A 26,987-nucleotide genomic window follows, 5' to 3' on the forward strand; every position below is an offset into this window, starting at 1 on the left:
CAGCTCATCATCGCGCGTCCCCGCGTGCGGATGCCGGTCTATTCACGCTTGAAGGCTGCCTTCGAGAGTGCGGACGCAGCAGGCGGGCCTGGTGGTGCCAGACCGGGCCGGGGTACGGGTAGTCGAGCGCCGGGATGGGGTGGCCGGCGTCCCTGACGAGGGCTGTGCGGCGGTAGCCGAAGGATTTACTGAACAGATGGAAGTGGCCCGGTGCACCTTCGAGCTGACGGAAGAACCGGGCGGCTTGCAGATAAGGCCGGGCGTGGGGCGGGATCGCGTACCGGACGCGGGGCGGCAGATGCTCCTGGTCGTACGCGCCGCTGAAGGGCTCGGGCAGGGCGAGCCGGGAGCCGTCGTGATGCACGTCGTCGACGGTGGCGTGGACGAGGCGGTCCACAGCGAGGGCTTGAGCTTGCGGTCCATCGTCTTGTTGCCCGGCGAGGCGGCCTCGACACCTTCGGCATGCGCTGGTGACAGGGTGCTGTGCCGCAAGCTGTCATTGGGTGGCGGCTCTGCGAACGCGGTACTTCCAATGTGAAAGGGACCGCACAACAGTCTCGGCCCCGATGGGGTTAGCGCTGTGCACGTAGACGGTGCCGATCTGGAACGGGTGTCCATAAAAGGCGGCCTCTTCCAGGAGGGTCACCACCGGCATGATGCTGTCATCCCCGCCGAGGTCGTGGTCGAGCCAGAGCTCGTCGATGAAGATGTGCTGGTGCTCCTGGAGGAGTTGGACTCCTTCACGGCTCGTACGGGCGAGCCGTGTCGCTCGGGGCAGCGCCCTGAGGTCGTCAATGGCGAGGATGACCGGTGTCGGTTCAGGAGAGGGCTGCTGCACCCGACCATCATCCCCGCAGGGCGGCGGGCAGGTGTCGGCAGCGGGCGGCGGTGTGCCAGTCCTGTGCGGGGTGCGGGTGTGTGACGGCCGGGAAGTCGAGGCCGGCGTCGCGGATGAGGTTGTCGAAGCGGACGGGGGTACCGAAGCAGCCGGCGAACAGTCCGAGGTGGTCGGTGGTGCGCGGGGTGCGGCGGCGGAAGGCGAGGGCGGCGGTGAGCAGGGGGCGGGCGCGGGGCGGGATGGCGTACATGTGCCGCGGGCCGGGTGGCGTGCCGATGTAGATCCGCGAGTCGCGGTCGATGGCCAGGCGGGTGGCGTGCTCGTCGACGCTGGCGATCTGGGTCATGGCCAGCAGGGACTGATCGGTGCCGGTGAACAGCAGGGCGGCCGCTGCGGCAGCGCGCAGCGGATTGGGCAGGTGTGTGGCCAGGGCGTGGGCCCGGCGGGGGGTGATCGGCACGGTGGTGATTCCGGGGCCGCCCCGCTCGATGAGGTCGTCAGGGACGTCGAGTTGGAGGTGCCGGCTGAGGAATCCTCTCTGGGCTCCGCGTACGCGGGCGAGGGTGTGCTGGGGGCTGGGGCTTGAGACGGTGAGGCGGGCCAGGAACAGGCGCAGACCTTCCAAGTCCGGCCAGTGACCGCTGCTTTCGGGGACGGCGTCCTTGTCCTGGGGGACAGCGCCCTTGGCATCCTTGGTCCGGGGCGCGGCCGATGGTGCGGGTCGGCGGGTGAGCCAGGTGCGGGCGGCGGCGTAGCCCGCCTGGTACTGGCCGTCGGTATGGGCGAAGTCGGCCTCGTTCAGGCGGCGCTTGCACTCCTCGCGGAAGGCGGCCACGTCTGTTCGGGGCAGGTTGGGCAGCCGGTGCACATGATCGGACGGCGGCGGTCCCGGGCACCGGCCCGGGGCGGGCGGGCCGATGGCGTCCAGGATGGACGCAGTGTCCGATATCGTCCGCAGATCGGTGAGGCGGGCCGCGGCCAGCCGTGTGCGCAGGCGCAATTCGGCGGCTTCGGTGGGTGTATGGGCCACGAGGACGAGGCGGATGCCGGTCTCGGCACGCCAGGTGGCCAGGCGCTCCAGGCGTTCGGGTGTGAGGCGGTGGGCGCGCAGCACGGTGGCTTCCCTGATTCGGGTGGTCAGGGTCCAGCAGGTCACCGCGCGCCAGGCCGCGTCGGTGGCCATCCGCTCGGCGTCAGGGCGGGCGAAGCTGTCGCGGCCCATGGCGCGCAGCAGGTCCAGGGCGAGGTAGGCGAGGCTGTTGGTGTGCGGGGTGGGGTCCGTGGTGATGCGGCCGTCCTCGGGGTGGGCACGCTGGTGAGCGGCATGGTGGATGGCGTGGTCGTCGCCCGCATCCAGGAGCAGCCAGACGGGCGGCACTGTGGTCGGCGCACAGGCGGCAAAAGCGGGTGGGGTCATGGGCGGCATGAGGTGTCGATGCGGTTCAGGGTGTGCTGCAGCAGGCCGGGGTCGGGCTGGTGGCGGCCGGTGGCCTTCAGGGTGCGCTGCACGTGGTGGGTGAGCAGGGCCCAGCGGCGCAGGCTGCCGGAGGCGAAGACGCCGTCCAGGAAGAGGAGTTGATCCGGCGTAGTGGTCTGCCACATCGGGTGCAGGGCCTGGGCCGCGTACGGGATCTGGTCGCGGGTGAGCGGATAGAGGGTCAGCCACCGTGCGGTGCGGGTGGCCAGCATCTGCTGGGCGCGCAGCGCCTTGGCACCGCGCTGGCCGGCGATCAGGACCACGCACAGGCCCGAAGGGGTGGCGTCGTACAGGAACCGCAGGTACTCGAAGCAGGCCTCGGGCATCCGGTCGGCCTCGTCGACCACCACGATGTAGGGCTGGGTGGCGAGCGTGCGGCGGATGAGTGTGTCGGCGAGGGCGGGTGCGGCAGGCGCGGTGCCTGGCAGGCCGAGGGTGTGGTGCAGGTGGGTACGCAGATCGGCCGGTGTGGGCCTGGCCCCCAGCCGCAGCAGGAGGCGGGTCGTGGGGAAGCGGGTATGGGCACAGTGGTGGACGGCGAAGGTCTTGCCGACTCCGGCGTCGCCCAGCACGCACAGAAAGCGCCTCTGCCCGTGGGCGTCGGCCAGGGCGTCCTCGACGGCCGCAAGTGAGGGGGTTGCGACGGTGCGGGCTCCAGCCAGGCCCAGGAAGTGCAGGCGCCGGGGCGCGGCTGCGGTGGCCGGGGACAGCGGCTGCGTGCCGGTGTCGGGCAAGGCGGCTGGGTGATCGGTCAGCATCGGGCCAGGGCCCAGTCGACGACCTCGTCGTCGACCTGTTCGGCGCCGAGATAGTCCATGCCCTTGAGCACATGCTTGGTCACCTTGACCCACTCGCGGAACGAGCCGAGCGCGTACTGGGTGTCGATCCGCTTGAGCAGCGCTTCGTCCACGCCCCGCCACACGGGGTGGGAGTCGGGAACCGTTTTGAGGATCTCGTCTTCGGTCATCGCCAGGATCTCCAGACGGATGTAGATCCTGGAGGCCAGTGCCGGGTCGCTCTGCAGCGTCTCGTAGGCCTCGCGGCCGCCGACGAACATGATGGCGGGCTGGGGATCGCAGTTGTCCCACAGTTTGCGCAGGAACTCGAAATTCTCTCTGCGGTACTGCTGTGCCTCGTCGCACACGATGACGTACGGGCGGCGCGGCAGGCTCTCACGCAGCAGTTTGTCGAACGCGGTCGGTGTGCCGGGCATCTTGCTGTTGAGCCGCATCTGGTGGAACAGCTCCTCGCGCAGGTCCTTCGGCCCGGGGCGGGAGCGGGCGAAGTCGAGCGGGAGGATCAGGTCCGGGTTCATCTCCTGGACCGTGGCCCGGGTGGAAAAGCTCTTGCCGAGCCCCGGGCCGCCGTAGATCACCGACATGGCCCTGGACTCGACGGTGTCGATGACGGTGTCTTTGATCTGCAGCAGGGTGTCCGTGGCGACCAGGGTGGAGTCCTTGAGGCCGAGAAAGTGCTGCGGGCGCAGGTCGGGGCGGCGCCTGGATGTCTGGCTCGCCAGGGCGGCGGCCGGCTGGCGGCGCTGGCCGGGGTGTTTGCGCTTGGGGGCGGTCGTCACGAGGCGTCGTCCTTGGATGCGGTGTGGTTGAGGTCTTGGCCGGGTCGTTTCCACGTCGCCGGAACGGGGGTCAGGGGCCGGTACGGCTGGGCGCGGCGCCGCGGCGTGGCGGGCGCCTTCGTGCCGTCGAGTTCGGCGCGGGCCTCCTGCTCGGTCATGCGCAGGGCACGGATGGGCACCTCGGGCCGGGTGGACGGCAGGTGGCGTTCCCGCCGGCGCTCGCCGGAGCGTTGCAGGGCACGTCGCAGGCTTTTGCTGTGCTCGTCCCGCTCGCGGAGCACCTTGGCGCGCAGTTCCTCGCCGGCCTCGTTGCTGAGGAAGGCCCGGCCCAGGTAGCGGTTGCCGCGAAAGGTGTACAGGTCGATCTCGTGGGTGTGATGCGGCATCCACCGCACCCGCACCTCGAGCCCGATCCGGCCCACCCCGTTCTCCGGCATATAGGCGCGGCCCCCGAACTCCACCCCATGGCTGGTGATCTTGCGGACCCTGTGGTCGCTCTCCAGCATGAAGGCACGCAGCTCGCAGGCGCGCGGCTCGGGCCGGATCTCAGTGGGATCCGCCTGCCAGGCCTCAAGCGGCGTCATCCCCGTGCGCTCGATGACATGCACGGTGTTGTGCTTGTGAACCCACTCCCCCAACAGGCCCACGAACGCCTCGAACGTCAGCGGCGGATCCGAATCACCCAGACGGCGGCGGTGATCGAGCCGGGGCGCCTTCGTGTAACGGGGCAGATCAGCGAAGAAACGCGTCATGCTCGTACGGTTCAGCCGCTCGACACCGCCCTTGTGCCGGGCACTGCGCACACGGTGCACAGGGACACCGAGCAGACCGAAGGCCCGTCGGACCGTTTTGGACAGGAAGTCGGCACCGCCATCCACGCGCACCAGATAGGGCAGACCGCCGGCCGGACCATAGGGCTCCTCGCGCAGCACCGCCATACGCACCGCCGCCAGGACCGAACCCCGGTGCGCGGAGCCGGCGGTGACCGCCCAGCCCATCACATGGCCAGTACCGCGGTCCTCGAACCACGTCACCCACACCCTCGACGTCTTCCCGTCCGGCATCAACACCACGGTCTCGGCCTGTTTGTGATCCCCCTCCCACACCTCGTTCCGCGCCACCGCCGGCCGCTGAAAGCAGGGATCGAAACCGCGGGCCGCCGGGATCCCCTCGCGCAGGCCCGCCATGAAACCCGGATCAAGATCCCGCGCGATCGCATCGTGCAGCGTCGTCAGCCCCGGCGGCTTGCGGCCCGCAGCCACCGCCATCTCGACCAAACGCTCGTGAGCGCGCTTCACGTTGCCCTGATAGTCGGCAAGGACATCGATGACCTCCTCGGTGACCCGGAAACGGCGGCGTTCCGGCTTCTCCGCGGATCCGGTCTCCTCCGCTTGGGCCAGCCAGCTCCACACCGTCCTCTTGTGCACGCCCACCGCGTCGGCGACCAGCCGCACATGCGCCGTCGTCAACTCCCCCGCGGCCCGCAGCCGCAGCAGCTGAGCCACCGCCGCAACCCTCAGCTCATCCCGATGCCGCCCCAAACCGTCATCCCCGGTCCCCAAAGCGGCCACGGTCTCAGAAGCGTCGCCGCCCACCATCACCAGAGCCGATACCCGCACACAGAGCGAACCGGTAACCAAGCAGTGATCACAGCACCAGCCTCCGGACAGTCAACTACCGCCCCCACACGAGGCAGTTCACGTCACACCCGTGACAGGCGCGACGAATGAGACGCTAAAGCCGACACCCCCGACAAGAGCCCCGCCGATCACCTGGACGGATGACAGAGACCCCCCTTTCACCTCCGACTCACAACCTCATGCGCTATAGAGCCCGCCTCGAAGGAGATCCGACGAACACCCCACCAACCGATCCGAGAACACACCACCACCAAATCCGGAACACCACCACCAAGATCAACCAGCCGAAACACCCACCGGCCAGCACAAAAACAAGCCAGCACCACTGACGAGAAAACCCGAACACCCCAGTGACACCCTCCCCGAACCTCACACTGGTCCCCCGAGGTGCGTCCGCTCAGCCCGCCCGCCCTTGTCCTTCTTTCTTCCTGTCTGGGGCGGGGTGCCGGGGGTGTGCAGAGGGGGATGTCGGTGCCCCGACCATGCGCGGAGACTTTGGTTGATCTGGGGATATGCGGGTGGTTGGGGAGATGCTTGTGTCGGAGATGTTGTCGGAGATGTTGTCGGAGAAGGTGTAGGAGTCGGTGTCGGAGTTTGTGTAGGAGTTGGTGTAGCAGACTTATGCGGCCTAATGGACATGTTGAAGGTGATTCCTGGCCGGAATCGCCGAACGCGTCCACAGGTGGAGCATCACGGCGCTGACTCAGCGTTGGGAGCGGGCGTCGGCGTGAGTGACGGTCATGTGTTCGGCGGCGGGCGCATGTTGTGCGTCCGCGGGCGGGATCCCTTGTGCGTCGAGGAGTTCTCGCGTCTGCCTGGCTGCGGCTGCCTGGCCGAGAGTGGGGTCTGGGTGATGTGCGAGGCTTACAGGGAGCCTGAAGTGCTGGGCGGTGGCTGGCAGTTCTTCACTTGGGGTGGGGTGGGTCGGAGGCTTCGGGGGGGTTGCTCCACTCCCACCAATAGGTATTATGGAACTAGTTTGGAAGGGTTGGCCCCCTGCCGGACCGCCGAAAGTTCGTCACCCGAAAGGAAGCCCAAAGTGGCTCACGAGATCGAGCAGTTCACGGACGGCACCGCCGCTTTCGCATCCGCCAACACGAGTGCCTGGCACCAGCTCGGCACCGTCACCGACGGCGCCATGACCGCCGAGGAGGCCATGCGCATCGCGTCTCTGTCCGGATGGAACGTGCGTCTGCTGCCCCTGACCGCGACCGACATCACGGCCGGCGGCACCACGCCGGTGGAGGTCGCGCAGCACTTCGCGACCGCGCGCACGCATCCGAGGACCGGCCGTACGCAGACTCTGGGCGTGGTCGGCAGCGACTACCACCCCGTGCAGAACGAGGAGCACGCGGAGTTCCTCAATCTGCTGGCCGACGAGTCCGGTGCGCACTTCGAGACCGCTGGATCGCTCAAGGGCGGCCGTCAGGTGTTCCTGACCATGAAGATGCCGCAGGGTCTCACGATCGGCGGGAACGACGACGTGGACCTGTACATCGCAGCGTTCAACAGCCACGACGGCGGCTCGGCGTTCCGCGTCGTGGTGACACCGGTCCGGGTGGTGTGCGCGAACACCATGCGCGCGGCCATCCAGGGGGCCCGGTCCTCGTTCATGGTGCGGCACACTGCCGGCGCCAAGGCCCGTATCGCGCAGGCTCGTTCCGCCCTCGGTTTAACGTTCCGGTACGCCGAGGAGTTCGAGCGGGCGGCACAGCGCATGGTCGAGGCCGAGATGACGCTCAGTGAGCTGAAGTCGGTGGTGGACGAGCTATGGCCGGTCAAGGACAGCGGCCACGCACGCGCCAGGACCAATCAGCGCCAGCGGTGGGGGGCGATCTCGAACCTGTTCGAGCACGCCGACACGCAAGCCGGCATCCGGGGCACGCGTTGGGCCGGTTACAACGCGCTCACCGAGTACGCCAACCACGTCGCCCCGACCCGCGGCAAGACCGCCGCCGAGAAAGCGGAAGCCCGCGCCGAGCGGGTCATCAGCGGAACGGCGAACGACCTGATGGAGAAAGCATTCGCCCTCACCACGGTCTGACCTGATCAACACCAGGCGGGCACCCGTACTCCCCCACCCCCGCGGGTGCCCGCCCGGACGCCCCGCAGCCCCGCAGCCCCGCAGCCCCGCCCAGGGCACACCGCCCGGGCGCGAGGCGCGCACCCCGCCATAAGGAGCGCGGAGCGCCCCCGGACTGCCCTTGCCGCGTGGTGGCAGCGCGTCGCGGCTGCGGAGCGGGCCGCGCGCGGCAACGCGTCTGAGGCTTCCTGCGCTCATGCCGCGCCGGCTGACACCGAGCGAGTCGGCGCCACCGCCCACCGCCCCCACGGATGGCCTTTCATGTCCATCCCGAAGTGGAAGATCAAAGGCATCGTCGACGATCTGACCGTGTGCGGCTGTTGCGGCCGCCGCGGACTCGGGAGCGCCATCGCGATGGTGCCGCTGGGCGCCGACGGGAACGAGGACGGCGCAGCCGAAGACGGTCGCGCACTGCGGCACGGCGTGGGCCGCTACCACGCTGAGCTGGACGCAGAACGAGGTCACTGGCGCCGCGCGTGCCGCCCAGGCCGAGTCGGATCAGCGTGACGCCCAAGCCCGCCGGATCGTCAGCATCTGCGCCCCGGTGGTGCTCGCGCGCGTCCGCGACAGGGCCCGCGTCTCCTGCGGCCGCAACCAGCACCGGCGTGACACCGGTGTGATGGCAGCCGAGGAAGTGGCCGAGCTGCTGGCCCATGCCCGCGTCACGCTGGCCGGCACCACAGCCGGCCCGGCCCGCCCGTCGCGGGCCGAGGACTTCTGCCGCTACCTCTTGATCTTCTCCTTCTCCAGCGACGCGCGGATCCACCTCGTACGGCAAGCCGCCGGATGAGGCGGAGCGCCAGGAGCAGGTCTGCACAGCCCGGCGACGCGCGGACCGGATGTGGGGCAGTGTCCGGGTCGTGGCCGCCCTGGACGCCGAAGCCGCGCGCGATGTCGCGTACTGCGACGAACTGACCCGCCAGCAGAACGCGAAGGCCTGGCAGGCCGCTCATGCCTGAGACCTCACCCGCGCCCCGGCTGCTCATCAGGAGTCGCGTCACCTACCACGGCAGCATCACCGAGATGCACGGCCGCCCCCTGTACCTCCTGCCGTGCAGGTGGTTCGCCCGATGCCAGGCCTGCCGGGAGCACGACGACGAGTCCGGCAAGCGGCACCCGATGGAACGCGACCGCTTCACAGCGGTCGACCTTCCACTTCGAGTCGATCTGCGAGTCGTGCATGTTAGTCACCACGATCGAGTTCCGTCCCGCTCTCGAACGCCTGCGAGACGATGCAGCAGCCAAGGGGCAGGTCGCACGCGAGCAGATCTTCGATGGACTGCTCAGCCGATTGGACGGAGAAGCGTCCTGAACTCCTCCCCGATGCGGCTCGGTCAGTGTGACGACCAAGGCAGAAGGTGGATCACCCCAACCGAGGTCTCCTCGATCGGCGAGGCATAGACGGCGCGGACTGCCCAGCGGCCGGGCCGAATCGGGACGGGCGCTTGTTCAGGCAGGCCACCGCCGGCCGGGTACGCGACACCCAGCTCGGCCCCGGCTGTCACGGAGTCCATGAGCACCGCCGGGCCATCCGTCTCCCAGACACCGCGCTCCTCCCACGCGGTGTTGGGGTCAGCAAGCACCGTATTGGCCGCGGCGATGAGATCGACCTCGCAGTTGGCGCCCAGCCAGCGAACGAACGCTTGGTGTTCCGGCAGATAGCAGCTGCTGGCGGGCTCGTCCGCCAAGACAAGTCCTTGGGCGCCCTCCTCGCCGACGGCAATCACCCCGGCGAGGCTCTCTACCTCGCAGGCGCGGTCATAGTCGTCCCGAACGTCCCCGTCGCCGACGACCATCCCCGACTGTGTGCAACCACGCCACCAAGCCAATGCGGAAACCGGCACTGCTATCAGCGGGCCACCCATCGACTCAACCCAGACGGGGGAAGTCTCGGCTGAGCTGGCTGTGGTGGAGGAAGACGTCTTCACGACGCCAGTATCCCCGCGGCCACTGACTACGAGCCTTCGAGCTGAACAGCACGACCCGTGACATTACGTCGAGACCCGCGTATCAGGTTCTGTCCGGCCGGTCATGTCCGGAGCCAGATTATGGTAGCTGCGACGGTGAAAGAACTCGGGTAGACGTATGCGCGCTTGTCGTATCTCGTGAACACGGCTCGGTAGTTCTTGAGCTTGTTGATCGCCTGTTCCACGGTGTTGCGATTCTTGTATCGCTCCTTGTCGAAGCCGGGCGGGCGACCCCCTGACCGGCCCCGGCGTATGCGGTTCACAGCCTGGCCGCTCTTCTCGGGGATGACGTGGCGGATGCCTCGTCGCCGCAGGTAGCGGCAGGTCCGGCGGTTGCTGTAGGCCTTATCGACGCTGACGCCCTCTGGTGTGGTACGCGGGCGTCCCGGCCCGAGGCGAGGCACCCGAATGCGCTCCATGACCGGCCCGAACTGCGTGCAGTCCGCCCGCTGGCCTGCCGTCAGCCACAGTGCCAGTACGTGGCAACGACCGTCGGCACTCAGGTGGATCTTGGTGGTCAAGCCTCCTCTGGAGCGACCGAGTGCCTCACCTCCCGCACCACCTCCACCAGGCGAGCGGACAGTCCCACCCACGGTCTTCCGCTCTGATGTGCCATAGCCGCCGCCCCTTTTGTCGCGACGGGTGGCGGGGCCTTCCGGGCGCTGGCCGCATGCTGGTGGGCGCGGATCGAGGTGGGATCGGCCTGGGAGCGCCTGCTGGAGCAGCCGCTCCCAGGTTCCGTCGGCCGACCAGCGCCGGTGACGCTCATAGACGGTCTTCCACGGCCCGTAGCGTTAAGGCAGGTCACGCCACTGCACCCCCGTCCGCACCCGGTGCAGGATTCCGTTGACCACCTGACGATGATCGCGCCAGCCCGCAGCGATTGTTGCCGATAGGCAGGAGCGGCTCCCAGACGCCGCCACTCCGCCTCTGTCAGATCCCCCCGACCAGTCATACAACGGCCAACAAATCAGTGGACGGCATGGGCAAGGTCAGCACCTGCGATGCCACCACGCCAACTTTGGATCCGCCATGGGCTCCTGATGCGTTCGCCCGAGGAGCACCACGTCCAGGCGCTCGACCTGCACCCGGAGTTCAGCGGCTGCCCTTGGAGGCAGCATGAACAGAGCCTCTTGCAGCTTGTCCCGGGCCCAGCCCTCTCCGCAGCACGGGCAGGTGAACTCAGCCTCCCATCGCCTCCACCGGCGCTGGGTGCCGTGGACGTGCACGGACCACACGCTCAGCGCCACTGACACAATGCCCGGAGACAATCGCTCCCGTTCGAGCACACGGACGGCGGCATTCGCCGCTCCCGACAGACCTGGGACATCGCGATACCGCACCCAGGGTCTTCCCCGGCCACGTTCCTGCGGCCGAAGTGAAGATGGTGTTTTACGCGGCACGGCCCCTTCGGATGCAAGTCACGGACGGCATCCTCCCACAGTCCAAGATCGGCCGGACAGGACCTAGACAGACGGTTTCCCGTGAGAGGCTGAGCGGATGGGCGGGGCGTCGGACGATGAGCTTTCCCGGAAGTTTCTGGCTGCGATCCAGGTCGGTGATGTCTGCAGCGGGATCGTGGCAGCGGTAACCCCACGAGGTGTGTCGGTGATCCTGGACGGTTTCGCCGTACGTCCGCTGGGGTTCGTGGGGTCGCTGGATCTGTCCTGGGTCCGGTTCTCGGCAGCGGCGGTGGAGGTCGGCGACCGGATCACCGCCGAGGTGACTGCCATCGACCTGGAGCAAGGTCGAGCCTGGATGTCCACGGCCGCCACGGAGAACCCCGAGCTCTGGGCATTCCTGAAGACCCTCCGCACCGGAGAAATACTGTCGGGCCAGATCGGGTCGATCGAACGGTTCGGAGTGTTCGTAGCGCTGGACGACGGCCCAGACCATCCGGTCTTCCCCGGCGTCGGGTTCATCACGATCCCCGAGCTGTCCTGGCGACACTTCGAGACAGCTTCGGACGTCGTTCAGGTGGGCCGGCGCGTTAGGTGCGAGTTCCTCCAGTTCGACACAACGAACGGAGAGGCCAGGCTGTCCCTGCGAGCGACGCAGCCCGACCCATTCCAGACCTTCGCCGAGACCACCACGGTGGGGCAGGCGCTGCAGGGACGAGTTACCAAGCTGGTCCCGTTCGGAGTGTTTGTGCAGGTCACCAACGACATCGAGGGACTGGTCCATCGTCAAGAGCTCGCGTGGACGCCTGTCGAGGCTCCAGAAGCGGGCGGTCGTTCAAGTCGGCGACGAGATCACGGTCGTCGTCACAGAGATCGACCGAGAGCGACGCAGGCTGTCCCTCTCCCGACGGCAGGCTTCCACGGCTCTCGACTGACCTCTTTGGGTCTCGCCGCAACCTGCAAGCTCTGAACCACCGTCTTCGTTCCGGCAAACTGCGCTCCTGACCCCGTGGGTTCGTCGCGGCCACCCTTCAGAATTCGCGAACCCACGGAAGATCGGCCTGGAAGCGCTCTACTGCCAGCCCGCAATCTGTGGCGCCCACAAGAAGGGCGGGACGAGGGGCAGATCGGCTGGTTTCCGCCGCAACCACCTTGTCCCGGTGCCCGAGGTCGCGACCCTCGCCGAGCTCAACGCGATGATCGACCGATGGGACCAGCCCGCGCCAGGGTCGCCACTCGGACAGGCACTCCGCTCGCGGAACTGCTCGGGCAGGCCGACCCGCTGGAGACTCGCTGATCCCGACAGCGCTCGGCGCCGTTCACTTGGTCCAGCTCCTCGAGAAGGACCTGGTGCGGGCGGGCCAGACACCAGCGAGCTATGCGCTCCCACAAATCGTCGGGAACAAAGTCGGCAGATACGCCGGAGATTCTACCCAACGCGTTGTCAGACATCGGCCGAGGTGTCGGCGTCGATCCGGCCGGCGGCAGCGGCTGGCCGGGTTCAGCCCCAACCACCGTGGCGAGGCTCCAGGTGCTCGCCGAACAGTGGGTCGAACACCTGCCCGTCCTCGTCGGTCACGATGTAGTCCGGTTCGGTCTTCGCGGCGGCTGCTTGCAACCGGATGACGAGGTCACTGACAGGCACGATACGCAGCGACAGGGCTGCAGCAACCTGGGCAGCTTCGCTGCCGATGTTCGGGCTGTACTTGTCACGGGACCGTTCAAGGTGTTGAGCGGAGATCTGCATGACCTCCACATCGCCACCACCTGAGAATGAGAGGCAGTCGTGCCACTCCAGCCCGATGATGATCTCCAGTGCGTCCGCCAGGTCATCGGCGAGCAGCCCGCCCTCCCCTTCAGAGCCGGCGAACACCACCGGGCGACGGCCGTTGTGCTCGGCACACAGGAAGTACGCCCCACCGGCGAACTCCCCGGCGATCACCTCCATCGGCGCACCCGAGGCAAGCTGCAAGCCCTGGCCATGGTGCTTGCGATGGATGTCGAAGCCGAAGGATGACCGCAGCAGAAGATCGATCTCTGGGGTGTTCCGGATCAGGCCAAGCAGATGATCACTTGAGGTCATGGCTCGGACGATAGCGAGTACCGCTGACACATGAGCGACCGGACGAACAGCGTGCCCGTGTCCGGGGTGACGCGACCTTGTGGATGACGGACTCCGCATCCCTACGGATGTCAGACCACGCCCGCACTCGAGCCGTCGCCGTGGCCCTCAGGACGGTCTCGCGTCCTCACGCCGCGAAAGGCTTTACGGACCTGCCCCATCGTCGGAAAGTTGAGCGCGCCCTCGGCTGGATCATGAGACCCCGCCCGGACGTCCGCGACTACGAACGCCTCCCGCAACACCCGGAATTCTCCGACCTACTCAAGTCGGCGGGGTTCTGGACAGGCTGGGTCAATCTCAAGAGATGACCTCCACGGAATCCGGCCTGGGGAACGGCATCATTTCCCAGCCCGGCGGCCAGCCTTCTCCACGTTGCTCGGACGCCTCGACCTCCAGACGCCGGGGAACCCGCCAGATCCACCATTCGGCGTCGTCCTCAGCATGCCCGGGCCACGGAATCGTGGCGCGGCGATACCGCTCGTCGATGCCGTCGAGCTCCGGCCGTCTGATCTCCTGGACGCGTGCTGGGAGCATCGGCCAGATCTTCGCCAGGACGCCGCGGCACCAGATGTCGTTGCTGAGCTCGGGAGCGCACCACGAGTAGCCCTCCTCCACCTCGCCGGTGATGCCCTTCCAACGGTCGAACAGCGCGTTGAGGGTGACCCGTTGTCCGCCTGCCCACGTGGGTGCGACCGCGGTGACGGCAGCCTGCACTGCGTCGTACTCCTCTGTGTTCAGCGCGGGGCTGTCCATGGGCTCGTCCGCTCGATGCATGCAGCGACTATCGCCTGGTGGTCACGCTGTCTGCCACTGGCTTTCCCCTGTGCCGCCCGGCGGCGACCGGTCAGGCCAGACGGGCCTGACCGGTCGGTCACCCCGCCGCTTGGCTGATGCCGGTGTCCCGATCGTGGTAGTCGTTCGGCCGGCGAACCGGCTGAGTGCCGAGGTGGACGGTGCGGTCGTCTATCTGGGCGAGGTTGGCTTCGGCGCCGGCGAGGCTGACGTTGATGCCTTCAACGTCGCCGGGCCAGCCGTCGCGTTCCGCTTCGGCGATGCGGGCGGCAAGGTTGTCGAAGAGTTCGGTGAGGCGGGGCCTGGCGGATTCGCTCGGTCAGGCACTGCCGGTGGGAGATGACGGTGTGGCTTCCTGGGCCGTCGTTGCTCCGCGAGTCCAGGAGGAGGGCGTCTCCATCTCAACGGGCAGGAGGCGGTCGAGGATGGCGGTGGCGAGAACCCCGTCGCCGAAGACCTGGCCCCACTCGCTGAAGGTCTTGTTCGCCGGTGGAGCAGCGGGCGTAGCCGAACAGGGTCCCGGGCATCGCCGGAGGGTACGTTCAGCCCCCGGCAATCGGGATTTTCACCGTACGGGTCCACTGCAACTCCGCAGGTCAAGGTCACGCCGGTCGACCGGTCTCACCGATAGGTGTACGTAGGGGGTTCCGTTTTGTACGCAGCATCCGCTTGGCGTGGTGGTCAACCGGCCCTCGGTGTGGCCTGGCCGATGATTCTTCCGTGCCGTCCTGGTCTGTACGCCGAATACCGACGCACGGGAGGCTGACGCATGCGGAAACTGGTCTTCGCCATGAACCTGAGCCTGGACGGCTACATCGCCGCGCCCGGCGACGACCTCGGCTGGAGCGTGCCGAGCGACGAGCTGTTCCAGTGGTGGTCCGACCGGGTCGACGCGACGGGCCTGGCGCTGTACGGGCGCAAGCTGTGGAAGACCATGAGCTCCCACTGGCCGACCGCCGACCAGCAGCCGGGTGCCACACCGGCGGCGATCGAGTACGCCGGCCGCTGGCGGGACATGCCGAAGGTGGTGTTCTCCACCACGACCAGCACAGTCAACTGGAACACCCGTCTGGTCACCGGCGACGCGGTCACCGAGATCACCAGGCTCAAGGCCGACGACGGCGGCCCCATGGACATCGGCGGCGCCACACTCGCCGCAGCCGCCATGCGAGCCGGGCTGATCGACGAGTACACGCTCGTCACCCACCCCGTCCTGGTCGGCGGCGGCACGCCGTTCTTCACAGCCCTGGACAACCGGGTGAACCTCACCCTGGTCGAGACCCGGACGTTTCCCCACGGCGTGATCCTGACCAGGTACGAGACCAAGCACTGAACCCTCGACGGCGGATCGGCGCGGGCACCGGGCACCGGGCACCGGGCACCGGGCACCGGGCACCGGGCACCGGGCACCGGGCACCCAAGGATCTCTCGGCGCCGTGTTCCGAGGCGATCGGGATACCCCTGCCCGGTCACAGGCGCAGGTAAGAGATCCCCAGCCGGACACCGGTCAGGTCGTGCTGAGCGGGAGTCTGCTGGTCATGTCGAGTGTTCACCTCGCCGTTGGGCCGGACGTGGGACCACAACAACGGGGCCAGGCCGGACCTGGCCTTGTTGACGAGAACGGGCTCTGGCTCAGCTTCTGTGAGCGGCCACGCTGAGTAGAAGGTTGGGGGTGACAGTCCCGGCTGGTTAGGCTCCGGGCCGTGAGCGGACCGGTGTTGGTGATCGAGTTGGCGGAGGCCGTTCCCCGCGTGGCGATCCAGCGGCTGCGCGGGTTCCTGCTTGGCGCCTCGGCACGGTTTGAGGAGAAGCGGGTCGGCGAGTACGACCTGAACATTCACGCGGAGAGCCTCGGGATCACGGATGCCGGGGACGTAGACGGACGTCGGCCTGTTCTGGTCTCTCTCATGGGGCCTGGGATCGGTGACGAGGCCGTCTTCGAGGCCGAGCACGCCGACGAAGTCGACCAGGAATCCCTCATCGGCTTCACCCCCACCCACCCGGTCGACGTCGTCGCGTTCTGCAACCGTCCTGTCGACCACCTCGTCACGGTCCTGCTGACCGCCGCTGTCATGGATGTCATCGGTGGTGTCGCCAACGCCGAACTGCGAGAAGATCAGGTTTCAGTCGTGGCCGGCCTTCCCGGCATCGTCGCAACGATGACCGATCCGTGGCCCGCCGCGTACGGCTCGGCGGAATTCCTCCGAGCGTGGGCCCGACAGCCCGGTTTCCGGCTCCTGAAGTAGCCAGAACTCAGCCAGCCGGCGCACGCGTGGAGTACCCGCTTGCGCAGCAACTTGACGCCGGCCCGGCCGAACATCTGGCGCTTGAGCATCTTGATCCGGTTGGCGTGCCCTTCGACGGCACCCGAGTTCCAGGCCAGGGTCAGTCCGGCGATGACGGCGTCGAGGTCCCGGGTGATGCCGATGGCGAGGGCGTGGAGGCTGGGCAGGTCGTCCTGCCCGGCGGCGTCGAGCCAGTCGGGCAGGCGCTCGCCCTGGCGCTCGGTGAGCATGGTCGCGAAGGAGTGGAGCGGACGTGCCCGGTGAGGGCGTCGATTTCGGGGCAGTGGGCGCGGACAGTCTTGAGCTGGAGCTGTTCGGGCTCAGTGAGGGTTTCCGGGCGGCGGAGGATCCATCCGGCGACCGTCCGGGGTGGCTGTGACGGTTTGCGTCGGCCCCACCCGGACGGTCGGAAGGGGCCCCACCCGGCGGCGCGTTTGGGGTGTTGACCGCCTCACCTTCAACGGGGCGATCATCGAGAACGGCACCCAGTCCTGCCGCCTCGCTCACACCAAGGCCCGGCAACAGCTCAAGGCCGTCACCTGACCCCGCGGCCCACGCTGGGGCTCACGCCTCCCGCTCGGCCCATTCCCGCACCGCGGGAGCCCGCTTCATGCGCGCCGCGATGTCCGCCTCTGTCGTCGCGTCCAGTGAGCCTTTGCCAACCTCACTCCCGTTGACGATGGGGCGGTGATGGACTCTATGTGTTTTCGGCAGAGCCGGCGGGAGATTTTCGTGGGTGAACGGTGCCCGAGCCTGGTGTTCCTTGGAACGAGATCTGACGGTCTCAGCCAAGCATGTGGGATCTCATGTCCGACTGCCGGGGGGGTGCACCATCCATTCCCCGGCGACGAGGGGCACTTCGAAGTTGGGACTGATCACGCTCCCGGAGAGGACATGTGCAACCTCGCCTTGGAGCTGCGCGGCTTCCTGGAGGCGGATCCGCTGGGATGATCCAAGGTGACCGACCGCTCGCTCCACCACGTACAGCTCATGCCCACCAACACCCGGATGACCCAGCCGGGTTGGTAAGGGTTTATCTTCTCGGGCATGGATCATCAGGGAGAGTTTCGTCGGGCAGCGCTTGACTTGGGCATCCCGGGCGACGAGATCAGCAGATTCAGCCAGCACCTTCGTTTGTCGATCGGATTGTCCGTGGGCGGTGGTTCTCCGGTCGGGCAGTTCGGTGGGTTGCCCCGGCTGCCGGTGGGCATGAAGTGGCCGTCCGCCGGGGACATTCCGTTGCCGTTGCTCCTTTCCGTCGATTGTGGGGCGCTGCCGAGAGTCGACGGCTTCGACCTGCTGGCGGACGGGACGCTGCTCTTCTTCGTGAACCAGGAGATGGACCATGAGGATGGTTCCGGGAGGTACGCGCGAGTCGTGTATGTACCGGACGGCACCGAAACCGCGGTCGCGGAAGCCCCCGGCTCCGAGTGTGTCCGCGAGCAGTTCGACGTCAGCGCCGAGCTCAGAGCCGAACTGCCCCTTTGGCTCCAGGAGGGTGACGAGGACGGGGACTGGCACGAGTTCTGGGAGGATCTCGACTGGGAGGACATGTCGCCCTTCCAGCAGCAGTTGGTTCGGCACATGGAGCGTGACCTGCCGCACCTGGACGAACTTCGTGCTCTGGCCCACGACCTCTGGCCGTCTGGCGCCGGCGTTGCCATCGGCGGGTATGCCGATGAAGAGGTGATCAACAGCATTGCGGAGCAGACCCTCGCGGGACGCGAGAAGGAAGGCAAGATCCCAGCCATCCCGATCGCGAAATGGTATTCCCACCTGGAGAAGGAAAAGCACCGGCTGACGAGCGAATGGATATCGCTCGTCAGTGAAGCCCGGGTCTACGAGGAGTACTGCACGAGTTTTGTGATCCGCCACGATGACTTGGCCGCCGCTCGGGTGGACAAGGCGCTGGCCGTGACCAATTACGAGGCCCCGTGACCAGGTTCGACGCACCTCTACCACTGGGAGGGGGCTGGCGAAGGCTATTCACAATGGGTGTCCAGGCGTCCGCACCGATGTCCACGGCCGGGTCGGTGGGGTTCTTGCTGTCGCGGACAGGAACGGTGGGGCAGGCGTCGCTCCGGGCCACCTCGACACACTGAGCTTTTTCTCACCTCACTTTGAACTGGCCAGATGTAGGGCGGGGATGGCTTGGACGAGTGCGGTGATGCGGGTGGTCGAGCACCGGAGTTTACGCAGGAGCCTCCAGGCTTTGAGGGTGGCCATGGCCTGCTCGACGAGTGCGCGGATCTTCGCGTGGGACCGGTTGACGGCCTTCTGACCGGTGGACAGGGTCCCCCAGCGGCCCCAGTAGGGAGTGCGGACAGTTCCGTCGGCACCCCGGTACGCCTTGTCCGCCCAGCACTTGATGCCGGTTGTGGCGAGGGCGTCGACGACGCCGTGTTCGCGAGCCGCGCGGACGTCGTGGATGGTGCCGGGGAGGGCCGGTGAGGCCCACAGCAGTCGGCCGATGGGATCGGTGAGTATCTGCACGTTCATCCCGTGCTTCTTGTGTTTCCCGGAGTAGAAGGGCCGGTCCGCGGCGATGCGGTCGATGGGCAGGAGGGTGCCGTCGGGGATCACGAATGCCCTTCGTCGCGGCAGTCCGTGTCGCGTCGGCCAGGGTGGGTGCGAAGCCGGCCAAGAGCTCGACGGCTTCGGTCGCATATCGGTAGGCGGTCGTGGTGCCGAAACCGAATCCGGCTGCGCGCTGGGCATATGTGTGTCCCATGCGGAGGTGGGCGAGGGTTAGCAGGGCCTGGCGACCGGCGCTCAGCAGTCGCCAGCGGGAGCCGATCACACGTCGGTGCTGCCGAGGGCGGGCGGACAGGGAGCGCAAGGCGGAGCTGGACACGTCGACGCCGGACGGGTAGACAAGCATGCGGAGCCTCGGGTGGAGACGGTTCTCTTGGTCGAAAACCCATCTACCAGGGCTTCACCTCGTGGTCAGCCCAACAGCCGATCTGGCCCCGCAAGTTGCAGCTCAGTGTCTCCGGCAGCCCCTGGAAGACGGCGGGCGGGACATCGAGCAGGCTCAACACCTCCTCGCCGGTCCGGACCGTGAGCAACAGCTCGCACCGCCACTGCGGTGACACTTCCGGCCGATGACTGAGCCGATGCTCCATCGCCGGGAACAGATAGTGCACCGCCGCGGCCTGGGCGTGCTCCCGCAGCCAGTCGACCGGGAGCCGCTGGCTGAAGCCCAGCCGTGCCGCTTCCTCCTCCAGCAGCAGGAGCCGGTCGGTGTAGACGGCCCGGATCGTCCGCGGCAGCACTGCAGTCATGCCGCGGTCATGCCACCAGGCGCGGACGGTGGGGCGACCTCGCGCCGACAGTTGGAGCCGCTTCAAGCCGTCACACAGCCCCGAATGATCTCCGGGTGGGGCCACTTCAGACCGTCCGAGTGGGGGCCGACTCAAACCGTCACGGCCACCGGGGCGAGGGCGGTCGGGCCGTCACCGGCCGCGGTGAGGCGCGCTTGCCGTACAGATAGACACCAGCGCGCGTGCTGGTAGCTGCCCTTGTAGCCGAGTGGCACGATCTCCTTGCACAGCTTCCAGGCGTTGGTGCAGCCCTCGTTCCAGCGGTCGTCGAGGCAGGGCCTGTACTCATCCAGGACGGAAGGGGCGGCACCGTCTTGCAGCGCCGGCGCCGGGCTGGACGCCACGTCACCCGCTTTGGCATTATCGAACCTGTCACACTTGCCGGGGTGCCGGCGCTGTCCTGCCGATCCTTGCAACAAAGAGGGGCCCAGATGTCTGCCGCCGAGCGGCTCGTTGACACCGCGCAGATCGTGTCCGAGTTCAGCACCAGCAAGCCCCGGATCAGCGAGTGGAGCAACAACCCGGACAGCGGTTTCCCACCGGTCGCACACACCGAGGGCCGCAAACGCTTCTGGCGGCACGACCAGGTCGCACAGTTCTTCGCGCAGCGCGCCCCGAAGAAGCGCGCGCTGCCGGCCGCGGTACTCGACGCCGACCCGAACGAGCTGCTGACCAAGCGGGAGGTGGCCCAGCTTCTGGGCTACACCCGCACGTCCACCATCGACGCCTACGTCCGCGACCGGCCCGGATACTTCCCCGAACCGAACGAGAACACCGACGGCCCGATGTGGCGGCGCGGCACCGTCGTCGCCTGGGCCGGCAACCGGCCCGGCAAAGGCCGGCGCAGCTCCGCTCCGGGCCCGGCGCTGCCCCCGGTGTCCGCGGACGGTGACCCCGACGAGCTGCTCGGTACCGCCGAAGTCGCGAGCCTGTTCGGCTACAGCAGCACCGCATCCTTCTCCAGCGCCCTCTACCAGGGACGCATCCCCGAACTTCCCGAGCCCGACCTCCTCGAAAAACAAGAGGGCAGCCGGGGCGGACCCCGCAAGAAGTGGCGCCGGGCCACCGCCGTCGCCGCCGCCCGCCGACGCGGAGTCCTGCCCGCCACCGGACACGACGACAACGAGGACCTGGTCGGCGCCGCCGAAGCAGCCCGCATCCTCGGATACAAGGACGCCGACAGCCTCCTCAGCGCCCTCGGACACGGACTTCTGCCCGACCTCCGGCAACCCGACGCATTCCACCACCGCCGCGGCAGCGCCGGACGACCCCGCCAACAGCACTGGAAACGCTCCCGCATCGAAGAACTCGCCGCCCGCCGCAACCCGACACCCTGACCACACCACCCCACCCACCACCACACCACCGCGATACCGTAAGACCGCGGCACACGGCCAGAGGGAACGACGAACACCCGGCGGGCCGGACACCGCACGATGGCCGGCACGGAGAGGCCGGCCACCACTCCGCCGCAAAGCCCCACAGCCCCGCGGCACCGGCCATCACCACCCCCCGCCAACCCCGCCAGCACCAACCCCGCCACCCGCCGCAACCCCGACCGGCCACACATCCCGGCAGACCGCCCCGAAGCCGGACACACATCGGTGCGATGCTCCACTCCGCGACCGCCGCCATCACCCCGCCCACCCGGTCAAGCACAAAACAGCACCGTCATTGGGGTCAAGGGCGAGTCGCAGAAGAGCCGGCGGTGTCCGGCACCCAGGGCGGGCGCTGACCGGCACATACGCCGCTACCCCGCTCGCCGGTGGGAAACAGCCGCTGTCCCTGCCGGGCTTCCGGGCCGCCTGCCTGACGCGGCCGCGCAAGACCCAAGAAGGACGAGCCGGAGCCGACATGAGCCGGCGTGGACGCGGCTGACGCCGACGCACCCTACGAGACACCGACCCACCAGGAGCGACGGCCCGACTTCCAAATCCCCTTCCGTGAAAGCCACAGCGCCCACGTGCCGGCACACTCCCCCTCTCCGAACCCAAAGTTCGCGCATACTCCGGCCGAAGGCGCACCTCGTCCCGTTCACCGGGCGTCGGCGCCTCCGCCCGGGGGTGACGCGATCAGGTGTCCGCGCGCTGGGGTATTCAGGTGCTCGCTGAGATCCTGAGGAGGACGCGTACTGCGCAAGCAGTGCCGGATGTGCAAGGCCGCCGGGCCGGACGGGGTCTGCGCGGGCTGCCCCGCCCGAAAGTCGGTGCCGCACGAGAAGCAGCCTCGGCCGGTCCTACCTGGACAGCCACACCGATCTCGTGCCGGGGTCGCCCCGCCGGCACTCCCGGAACGTCGAACCGGCAGGTGGGCGCTGGTCCTGTGGGCCGGGGGCGTGTGCGCGGCACTCGCGGCGTGCGTGGTGCCGCACACGGTGACGTCCCTCCTCGTCGCGTTCGGCCCGCCGGACGTGGTGATCGACGATCCGCCGGATGCCGTGGTGAACACGTTGCTCGGCGGCCCGATGCAGCTCCTCCTCTCCGCACTCACGGTCGCCGTCGGGGCCCTGGTCGCGCTGGGAGTCCTCGTCGCAGCGCATGCCGTCTGCGCCGCCCTGTTCCTGGCCCGGTTCTACCGCGCGGGCGTCAACGCCGCGCTCCTCGATCCCGCGGGCCGGCGTTTCCGCCAACGCTGGGCGCTGGTCGGATGGCTGCTGCCCGTCGTGCATCTGTGGCTGCCGAAGGCCGTCGCCAACGACATCTGGCGTGCGAGCACACCCAGCAGTACCGGACCGGGGGCCCGACGGCTGTGGCCGGGCATCCTCCACGCCTGGTGGGCACTGTGGGTGCTCTGCCAGTTCTGCGCTGCCGGCGCCTGGCTGACCGGCGGAACGGGGTGGTTCCTGTCCGCCGAGGTCTCGTTCATCTGCTCCGCGCTGCTCGCGGTCCTCGTCGTCCTCCGGCTCACCTCGCTTCAATCGCGCCGGCTGCGCTACCCAGACTGACTCCGCGGCATCGCAGCCGCCGGCCGCAGGATGCTGCACCCGGCCCGCCGGTCTCCCCTGGTCGAGCAGCGCAACAAGCCGCCCCCCTGTGGCCGGCGTGGCCGGCGCCGTCCAGCACGAAATGGCGCAGGACGGTGAACCGGGCCTCGATGCAGTTGAGCCAGGAACTGCTGGTCGGGGTGCAGGCCAGTTCCACATTGCTTACCGCAGCCCACTCGCCGGCCCGGTGCCCTACTTCGCGGTCAGGTACGCACAGACATTGCCGAGCACGATCGCGTGGCTTTGTCCACGAGAACGGGAGTCGTTTGTCGATGAGCGCAGGAGGCACCCCCGAAGGCGGCCAAGTCGATGTTCACGAGTTCGGGAGGCACCCGCCGCTGTCCTGATGGGTGTGGGTACATGTACCCCGGACTCCAGGCGCCGAGTGTTGTTGACCGTGCTGCCGAGATCGTCACCAGCTGCAACCAGGCTGGCGACTGCGCCCGTAGGCAGGACCCTGCCTACACAGCCGCATCGGTGGGGGTTCCGTCCCGCTCCGGGAGCAGCTCGGGCATCCCCTCCACCAGCACCACGACGCCGATGACCTCACCGGCCTCGGAACGGCCGACCCACACCGGGTAGGTACCGTCCCCAGTCGTCGCGAAGGACATGAGCTCGCCGCCGGAAGCCTCGTCCCAGGTGCGCTGCAGGAACATGGAACCGTCGTCGATGTCCTCGTACCCGTCCAGGTCCGACTCCCCCCGGATCAGCCCCCGCTCGAAGAGCGCGATGAGCGGATCCCAGGACCCGGCGTCGGCGAAGCAGCCAGTGGCACCGTCGGTGTCGAAGCCGGCTGTCTGCTGCTCGATGAACAGCCGGGGATCGTCGTCCGGACCGAGGGCCATCTCCCAGGTCGCTGCGGGGGTCTCGCTGACGAGCAGGCGGACGGCCGTGGGTTCCGTGGTCGTGACCTCGGCGTCCCGCCATTCGCACTGGTAGCTGTAGCGGACCCGCGCTTCGTCGAGTACGTACTCCCCGGGCGGGACAGCGACCGTAATGCGCGGCCCGTCGCCGTGGTCGATGTCCGGGCCGGAGACGGCCAGCAGTCCGCTGGGTACGCGCAGTGTGCCGACCCGGCGCGGCTCCACGACGGTCATCTCGGGGTGGTACCCGTCGGTCACACGCACCCCGGGCCGGAACAACTCGTTGATCGGCCCGGGCTGCGCGGGGCGCGGCGGACGCCAGCAGGTAGCGGGGGCGCCTCCGTCACCAGGCTCGGCTGCCTCGGCCACCTCGGCCGGCTCGAAGGCCAGCGGCTCAATGAGCCCGTGTACCTGGGCCGAGAGCAGCGGCCACTCCCCGAAGGCGGGGCGGTCCAGCCAGCGCTCGTCGTCCCGGAGTCCGGGCGAGGTGACGTAGGAGCCCCCGCCCTGCCCCTGCCGCTCCACCGTCCGTTGCCCCCTCCCGTCGGGGAAGAGGTCCACGATGATGCGTGGGCACGCCTTGTCGAACTCCGCCATCTCTGGGCCTGTGTAGTACCAGCTGACGGAGTATCGGCGCAGCAGCCGCGACGGGTCGTCCAGCAGCCGCATGTCCAGATCGTAGGTGCGGCGACCTTGGGCGTCGTAGACCCACAGCCCGACGTAGTGGTCCCGCCAGGACACCAGCCGGACTTCCAGCGGGGCCTTCCGACCCGACTCCCGGTACACCACCACGTACGGAAACCCGGTGGCATCCCGCTCCCGGGCCTCCTCGGCGGACATCGGCTGCCAGGGCGCACAAGACTCCAGGTCCCACGCCTGCGCGTACCCCACCTCGACGACCATTGCCGCTCCCCTTCCTGCAACCTGCCTTGGTTCTGTGCTGAGCTGCAAGGTAACCGCTGCCCGTGACAACGGCCCTCCTGAGCGGGCGACAGGCCAGCTCCGGCGCCGAGACGGTCGTGCCGGTGATCCGGTCCATGGCCCGCTCAACGAGTGGCTTGCAGCATGATCCGTTGAGCCGCCGACGCCACTCTGTCATGTACCGCCCAAAAACAGCTCACTCAATGACTCCCGAACTCATCGATATTGATCAAGCGACAGGGTGACGCGGCGACTCCCGTAGCCGTCGACAAACGACTCCCGTTCTCGTGTACAGAGCCACCCGCTCGACCAACTCGACCACGACACCAGCCAGATGAGGGAACAACACCTCGAAACTCCGCGAAAAACACGCCAGCCATGATCACAGCCACCGCTGACACCGACAGCGTCACAAGATCAGCGCCAGAGCCGAATTACGTGACCGTCCACACGGCTCCTACCTGCGGTTTCCCGCTGATGTGTCGAGCGCCGGACGAAGCGTTGTTCTCCGGTTGCCAGTCCGCCGGTTCGCCTGCAGGAACTCGGACTGCACACGCCGCACCTTCGTCGAGCAGATGCCCGGCCCGACCCGCCGGCACGGTCAGCGGACCGACGCGGCTGCGGTCGGCTCTGGTCGCGGTCGGTCTCGCGCTGGCAGGCCGGGCCAGCGCTCGCCTGGTCTCTGCCCTCGGGGTGTCCGTCAGCCGCAGCACTGTCCTGCGCCTGGTCGAAGCTCTTCCCGAGCCTGAGGTGCCCGCTCCGCGGGTGGTCGGCGTGGACGAGTACACCACCCGCACGAACCGCCACCACGGCACGGTCCTGTCGACATCGCAACCCACCGTCCCATTGATCTGCTGCCCGGCTCGGAGGCATCGAGCCTGGCGGCCTGGCTCGCCCAACGGCCCGGCGTCGAGGTCGTATGCCCAGACCGGGCGCCGTTCTTCGCCGAGGGCGCCGTCCTTGGTGCGCCACAAGCCATCCAGGTCCCGGACCGGTGGCACCTCTGGCACAACCTGAGCGAAGCCGCCGAGCGGAGCGCCGCTCAGCACCGCCGCCGCCTTCGATCTTTGGTTCTCACAGCCCCGAAGCCGAGCCAGAGCCCGCCCTGCCGAGGGAGCGAACGGGTCACCCCGGCCGCGAGTACACCGGTTCGCCGACCGCACCCGGGCCCGGCACGCCGCCGTCCACACACTGTTGGAGGCCGGGCACAGCCGCCGCTCGACCCACCGCCAGCTCGGCATGACCTACCGCACCGGTTCGGCTGCAACCAGACCCAGGTCCACAACTGCCCGGGCAACGGCGCGGGAAGCTGGGCCTGGATCTGAAGCCCTTACCAGGCGGGCAAGGAACCGGCCCGCGTCGACCTGAGCTTCACCCGGGGTTCAGGCGACTCGCTGTACTCCACCGTCGAAAAGCTCCTCGTCCCGGACCTTCAACCACGACATCACCAGCGTCGTGATCTGCGCAAGGTGGGGACCGAACGAGTACTGCTCGAATCGCCTCAACGTGCACTGACACAGCCCTCGGCTGACGTGACGGCCCGCCGGTTCCCCGGCGGGCCGTCACCCGTGCCGCGGCGAGCCCCCGAACCTGCCGTCTCCCTCCAACCTGCCGAACGGGCCGCGCCCCCGCAGACGTTCGGCCTGTCAAGCCCGCGACAAGGGGCTCGTACACCCTCCCTCCCCCCGCACAACGACCAGGCCCGCCGGCCGAAGCGCGGTTGCCGGTGGATCCTGGGAACGACCGCACGCCGAAAGTCCAGAAAATGTCGGCGAGAAGCAGGAACAGGCTGGCGCGTTGTCTCGCCGTCCCGGTGCCGGATTCCTGGACCGCCGGGATCGTCCATGCGGGATGATCACCTCATGGACAGGATTGTCGATCTTGATGAGGTGGCTGCGGTTCTGGCAGGCCAGATGGTGGGCTGGACGTCGGCCGGCCTCGAAGTGGGCCAGGTGACCTGGAGGGATGCCGACGCGTCGTGGCCGCAGCCTCTGGAGACCGACAGAACCCGGGTCCATGACCCCGACTCAGTTGGCGTGATCATCTCTGGGCCGGGCGAGGCCGAGCTGTCCGTCGTGCTGTTCCGCGGTGGCTGGGCCGACGTGGACTTCATCGCCGGCCTCGACGACGCGGGTTGCCTCCCGGCCTCGGGCATCGCCTCAGCCTCGGACTTCGAGGCCCGGATGGATCAGTGGATCACCCGTGTCTTCGGGATCTGCGACGCCGCTCAGTAAGTGCGCGCCGGCCCGCCTCAGTTCAGCTGGCAGGCTGCTGTTCGGCCCAGGTCCGGGTGGTGGCAAGTCGGTATGAGCCGGTTCCGGTTTCGATGATGTCGCCGCCGAAGGTGGGGCGGTCGACGATGGCCTCGTATGCGGCGAGCCACGTCCCGGACGTTGCTGTCGCGGCCGGTCGCCAACCACGAACCGAAGCTACTGAAGCTCGAACCGGGGACGCTTCTCGCGCGGGTACCAGCCCGCGAAGTCCTCGTCGGCCCACAGCCCATCACAGCAGGCTCTCACCCACATCGCCGCCGTACCGCCCGGATTGCTCACCTGCGCGATCTGCGCGGTCAAAGACGGGACTCGCTCACCGGGACGCAGACGGAGTGACAACAGACGCCTCAACAGCTGGATCGATCTTCGAAACGGCCCCGAGCATGCCCGCTGATCACGGTTGCGCACCGGGAAACTCCAAGACCCCCGGCAGAGTCACGATTT

At 68.2% G+C, this 26,987-nt stretch carries 26 protein-coding genes and 5 pseudogenes; 13 read left to right on the forward strand and 18 right to left on the reverse strand.

Features of this window, described 5'->3' with window-relative positions; all coding sequences use genetic code 11:
• Positions 1-7: 7 nt before the first annotated feature.
• The 6 genes from DN051_RS00080 to DN051_RS00105 form a co-directional block, all read right to left on the reverse strand.
• Positions 8-397 carry a hypothetical protein gene (locus DN051_RS00080; RefSeq protein ID WP_112437505.1) on the reverse strand — a complete coding sequence of 130 codons (390 nt, stop codon included), beginning with the start codon at positions 395-397 and terminating at the stop codon, positions 8-10.
• Between the two features lie 99 nt (positions 398-496).
• On the reverse strand, positions 497-838 hold the full coding sequence (locus DN051_RS00085; protein WP_112437506.1) for a cyclic-phosphate processing receiver domain-containing protein: 342 nt from the start codon (positions 836-838) through the stop codon (positions 497-499).
• 7 nt (positions 839-845) lie between these two features.
• Positions 846-2,255 carry a hypothetical protein gene (locus DN051_RS00090; protein ID WP_162624718.1) on the reverse strand — a complete coding sequence of 470 codons (1,410 nt, stop codon included), beginning with the start codon at positions 2,253-2,255 and terminating at the stop codon, positions 846-848.
• Positions 2,252-3,049, reverse strand: coding sequence for an AAA family ATPase (locus tag DN051_RS00095; protein ID WP_246040813.1), 798 nt, complete (start codon positions 3,047-3,049; stop codon positions 2,252-2,254). The genes DN051_RS00090 and DN051_RS00095 overlap by 4 nt, the downstream gene beginning before the upstream one ends.
• A gap of 17 nt (positions 3,050-3,066) precedes the next feature.
• A complete protein-coding gene (locus DN051_RS00100; RefSeq protein WP_112437509.1) occupies positions 3,067-3,891 on the reverse strand; it encodes an AAA family ATPase in 825 nt (274 codons plus the stop codon).
• Complete coding sequence (locus DN051_RS00105) at positions 3,888-5,489, reverse strand: Mu transposase C-terminal domain-containing protein (RefSeq protein ID WP_246040811.1); 1,602 nt, start codon at positions 5,487-5,489, stop codon at positions 3,888-3,890. The genes DN051_RS00100 and DN051_RS00105 overlap by 4 nt, the downstream gene beginning before the upstream one ends.
• Before the next feature lie 1,081 nt (positions 5,490-6,570).
• Here DN051_RS00105 and DN051_RS00110 point away from each other — a divergent pair.
• From DN051_RS00110 to DN051_RS46185, 3 genes are all read left to right on the forward strand, one after another.
• Positions 6,571-7,575 (forward strand): DUF932 domain-containing protein, encoded by a 1,005-nt coding sequence (locus DN051_RS00110; RefSeq protein WP_112437510.1) that lies wholly within the window; start codon positions 6,571-6,573, stop codon positions 7,573-7,575.
• Positions 7,576-7,875: 300 nt separating this feature from the next.
• Positions 7,876-8,121 carry a hypothetical protein gene (locus DN051_RS46180; protein WP_246040810.1) on the forward strand — a complete coding sequence of 82 codons (246 nt, stop codon included), beginning with the start codon at positions 7,876-7,878 and terminating at the stop codon, positions 8,119-8,121.
• Positions 8,122-8,158: 37 nt separating this feature from the next.
• Entirely contained in the window at positions 8,159-8,404 is a 246-nt protein-coding gene (locus tag DN051_RS46185) for a hypothetical protein (protein WP_246040808.1), read from the forward strand.
• Positions 8,405-8,577: 173 nt separating this feature from the next.
• On the opposite strand, the gene DN051_RS44670 is transcribed toward DN051_RS46185, so the two are convergent.
• The 3 genes and pseudogenes from DN051_RS44670 to DN051_RS00125 all read right to left on the reverse strand — a co-directional run bounded on the left by DN051_RS44670 (position 8,578) and on the right by DN051_RS00125 (position 10,536).
• Positions 8,578-8,796: a hypothetical protein gene (locus DN051_RS44670; protein ID WP_162624719.1), complete on the reverse strand. Its 219-nt coding sequence runs from the start codon at positions 8,794-8,796 to the stop codon at positions 8,578-8,580.
• A gap of 152 nt (positions 8,797-8,948) precedes the next feature.
• Complete coding sequence (locus DN051_RS00120; RefSeq protein WP_112437511.1) at positions 8,949-9,479, reverse strand: Imm21 family immunity protein; 531 nt, start codon at positions 9,477-9,479, stop codon at positions 8,949-8,951.
• Positions 9,480-9,643: 164 nt separating this feature from the next.
• A pseudogene (locus DN051_RS00125) lies at positions 9,644-10,536 on the reverse strand (IS5 family transposase).
• Between the two features lie 803 nt (positions 10,537-11,339).
• On the opposite strand from DN051_RS00125, the pseudogene DN051_RS47470 reads away from it, so the two are divergent.
• Both DN051_RS47470 and DN051_RS47475 read left to right on the forward strand, forming a co-directional pair.
• Positions 11,340-11,741: pseudogene (locus DN051_RS47470) on the forward strand (S1 RNA-binding domain-containing protein); the annotation flags it as partial.
• A complete protein-coding gene (locus DN051_RS47475) occupies positions 11,728-11,916 on the forward strand; it encodes a S1 RNA-binding domain-containing protein (RefSeq protein WP_342781590.1) in 189 nt (62 codons plus the stop codon). The pseudogene DN051_RS47470 and the gene DN051_RS47475, both read left to right, overlap by 14 nt.
• Positions 11,917-12,482: 566 nt before the next feature.
• Here the strand turns inward: DN051_RS47475 and DN051_RS00145 are convergent.
• Positions 12,483-13,064, reverse strand: coding sequence for a hypothetical protein (locus DN051_RS00145; protein WP_112437513.1), 582 nt, complete (start codon positions 13,062-13,064; stop codon positions 12,483-12,485).
• Between the two features lie 336 nt (positions 13,065-13,400).
• A complete protein-coding gene (locus DN051_RS00150; RefSeq protein ID WP_162624720.1) occupies positions 13,401-13,877 on the reverse strand; it encodes a hypothetical protein in 477 nt (158 codons plus the stop codon).
• A 109-nt stretch (positions 13,878-13,986) separates the two neighbouring features.
• On the opposite strand from DN051_RS00150, the gene DN051_RS44675 reads away from it, so the two are divergent.
• On the forward strand, positions 13,987-14,238 hold the full coding sequence (locus DN051_RS44675) for a hypothetical protein (protein ID WP_162624721.1): 252 nt from the start codon (positions 13,987-13,989) through the stop codon (positions 14,236-14,238).
• Between the two features lie 66 nt (positions 14,239-14,304).
• On the opposite strand, the pseudogene DN051_RS00155 reads toward DN051_RS44675, so the two are convergent.
• Positions 14,305-14,382 (reverse strand): annotated as a pseudogene (locus DN051_RS00155) (ATP-binding protein); the annotation flags it as partial.
• Between the two features lie 282 nt (positions 14,383-14,664).
• Here DN051_RS00155 and DN051_RS00160 point away from each other — a divergent pair.
• The 3 genes from DN051_RS00160 (at position 14,665) to DN051_RS00180 (ending at position 18,118) form a co-directional block, all read left to right on the forward strand.
• A complete protein-coding gene (locus DN051_RS00160) occupies positions 14,665-15,228 on the forward strand; it encodes a dihydrofolate reductase family protein (RefSeq protein ID WP_112437515.1) in 564 nt (187 codons plus the stop codon).
• A gap of 370 nt (positions 15,229-15,598) precedes the next feature.
• Positions 15,599-16,141, forward strand: coding sequence for a DUF6368 family protein (locus DN051_RS46090; protein WP_162624722.1), 543 nt, complete (start codon positions 15,599-15,601; stop codon positions 16,139-16,141).
• A 1,086-nt stretch (positions 16,142-17,227) separates the two neighbouring features.
• Complete coding sequence (locus DN051_RS00180) at positions 17,228-18,118, forward strand: DUF1963 domain-containing protein (RefSeq protein WP_053756749.1); 891 nt, start codon at positions 17,228-17,230, stop codon at positions 18,116-18,118.
• On the opposite strand, the gene DN051_RS00185 is transcribed toward DN051_RS00180, so the two are convergent.
• From DN051_RS00185 to DN051_RS00200, 4 genes and pseudogenes are all read right to left on the reverse strand, one after another.
• On the reverse strand, positions 18,003-18,269 hold the full coding sequence (locus DN051_RS00185) for a DUF397 domain-containing protein (RefSeq protein WP_079000332.1): 267 nt from the start codon (positions 18,267-18,269) through the stop codon (positions 18,003-18,005). The genes DN051_RS00180 and DN051_RS00185 overlap by 116 nt on opposite strands.
• A 26-nt stretch (positions 18,270-18,295) precedes the next feature.
• Positions 18,296-19,061: pseudogene (locus tag DN051_RS00190) on the reverse strand (transposase family protein).
• Between the two features lie 43 nt (positions 19,062-19,104).
• Positions 19,105-19,464: a hypothetical protein gene (locus tag DN051_RS00195; RefSeq protein ID WP_112437517.1), complete on the reverse strand. Its 360-nt coding sequence runs from the start codon at positions 19,462-19,464 to the stop codon at positions 19,105-19,107.
• A gap of 131 nt (positions 19,465-19,595) precedes the next feature.
• The gene (locus tag DN051_RS00200; protein WP_112437518.1) at positions 19,596-19,847 is read right to left on the reverse strand and encodes a hypothetical protein; all 252 of its coding nucleotides are present in this window, start codon (positions 19,845-19,847) and stop codon (positions 19,596-19,598) included.
• 87 nt (positions 19,848-19,934) lie between these two features.
• Here DN051_RS00200 and DN051_RS00205 point away from each other — a divergent pair, with 87 nt between their 5' ends.
• Positions 19,935-20,840: a helix-turn-helix transcriptional regulator gene (locus DN051_RS00205; RefSeq protein ID WP_112437519.1), complete on the forward strand. Its 906-nt coding sequence runs from the start codon at positions 19,935-19,937 to the stop codon at positions 20,838-20,840.
• Positions 20,841-21,877: 1,037 nt separating this feature from the next.
• Positions 21,878-22,447 carry a DUF4328 domain-containing protein gene (locus DN051_RS00210; RefSeq protein WP_162624723.1) on the forward strand — a complete coding sequence of 190 codons (570 nt, stop codon included), beginning with the start codon at positions 21,878-21,880 and terminating at the stop codon, positions 22,445-22,447.
• Positions 22,448-22,947: 500 nt separating this feature from the next.
• Here the strand turns inward: DN051_RS00210 and DN051_RS00220 are convergent, their stop codons facing one another.
• The gene (locus DN051_RS00220) at positions 22,948-24,252 is read right to left on the reverse strand and encodes a DUF4241 domain-containing protein (RefSeq protein WP_112437521.1); all 1,305 of its coding nucleotides are present in this window, start codon (positions 24,250-24,252) and stop codon (positions 22,948-22,950) included.
• A gap of 896 nt (positions 24,253-25,148) precedes the next feature.
• Here DN051_RS00220 and DN051_RS00225 point away from each other — a divergent pair.
• Positions 25,149-25,595 (forward strand): hypothetical protein, encoded by a 447-nt coding sequence (locus tag DN051_RS00225; RefSeq protein ID WP_246041184.1) that lies wholly within the window; start codon positions 25,149-25,151, stop codon positions 25,593-25,595.
• A gap of 537 nt (positions 25,596-26,132) precedes the next feature.
• On the forward strand, positions 26,133-26,504 hold the full coding sequence (locus DN051_RS00230) for a hypothetical protein (RefSeq protein WP_246040807.1): 372 nt from the start codon (positions 26,133-26,135) through the stop codon (positions 26,502-26,504).
• A gap of 22 nt (positions 26,505-26,526) precedes the next feature.
• On the opposite strand, the pseudogene DN051_RS46205 reads toward DN051_RS00230, so the two are convergent.
• A pseudogene (locus DN051_RS46205) lies at positions 26,527-26,637 on the reverse strand (IS21-like element helper ATPase IstB); the annotation flags it as partial.
• Between the last annotated feature and the right edge of the window lie 350 nt (positions 26,638-26,987).

The organism is Streptomyces cadmiisoli (assembly GCF_003261055.1).
GTDB classification, from domain to species: domain Bacteria; phylum Actinomycetota; class Actinomycetes; order Streptomycetales; family Streptomycetaceae; genus Streptomyces; species Streptomyces cadmiisoli.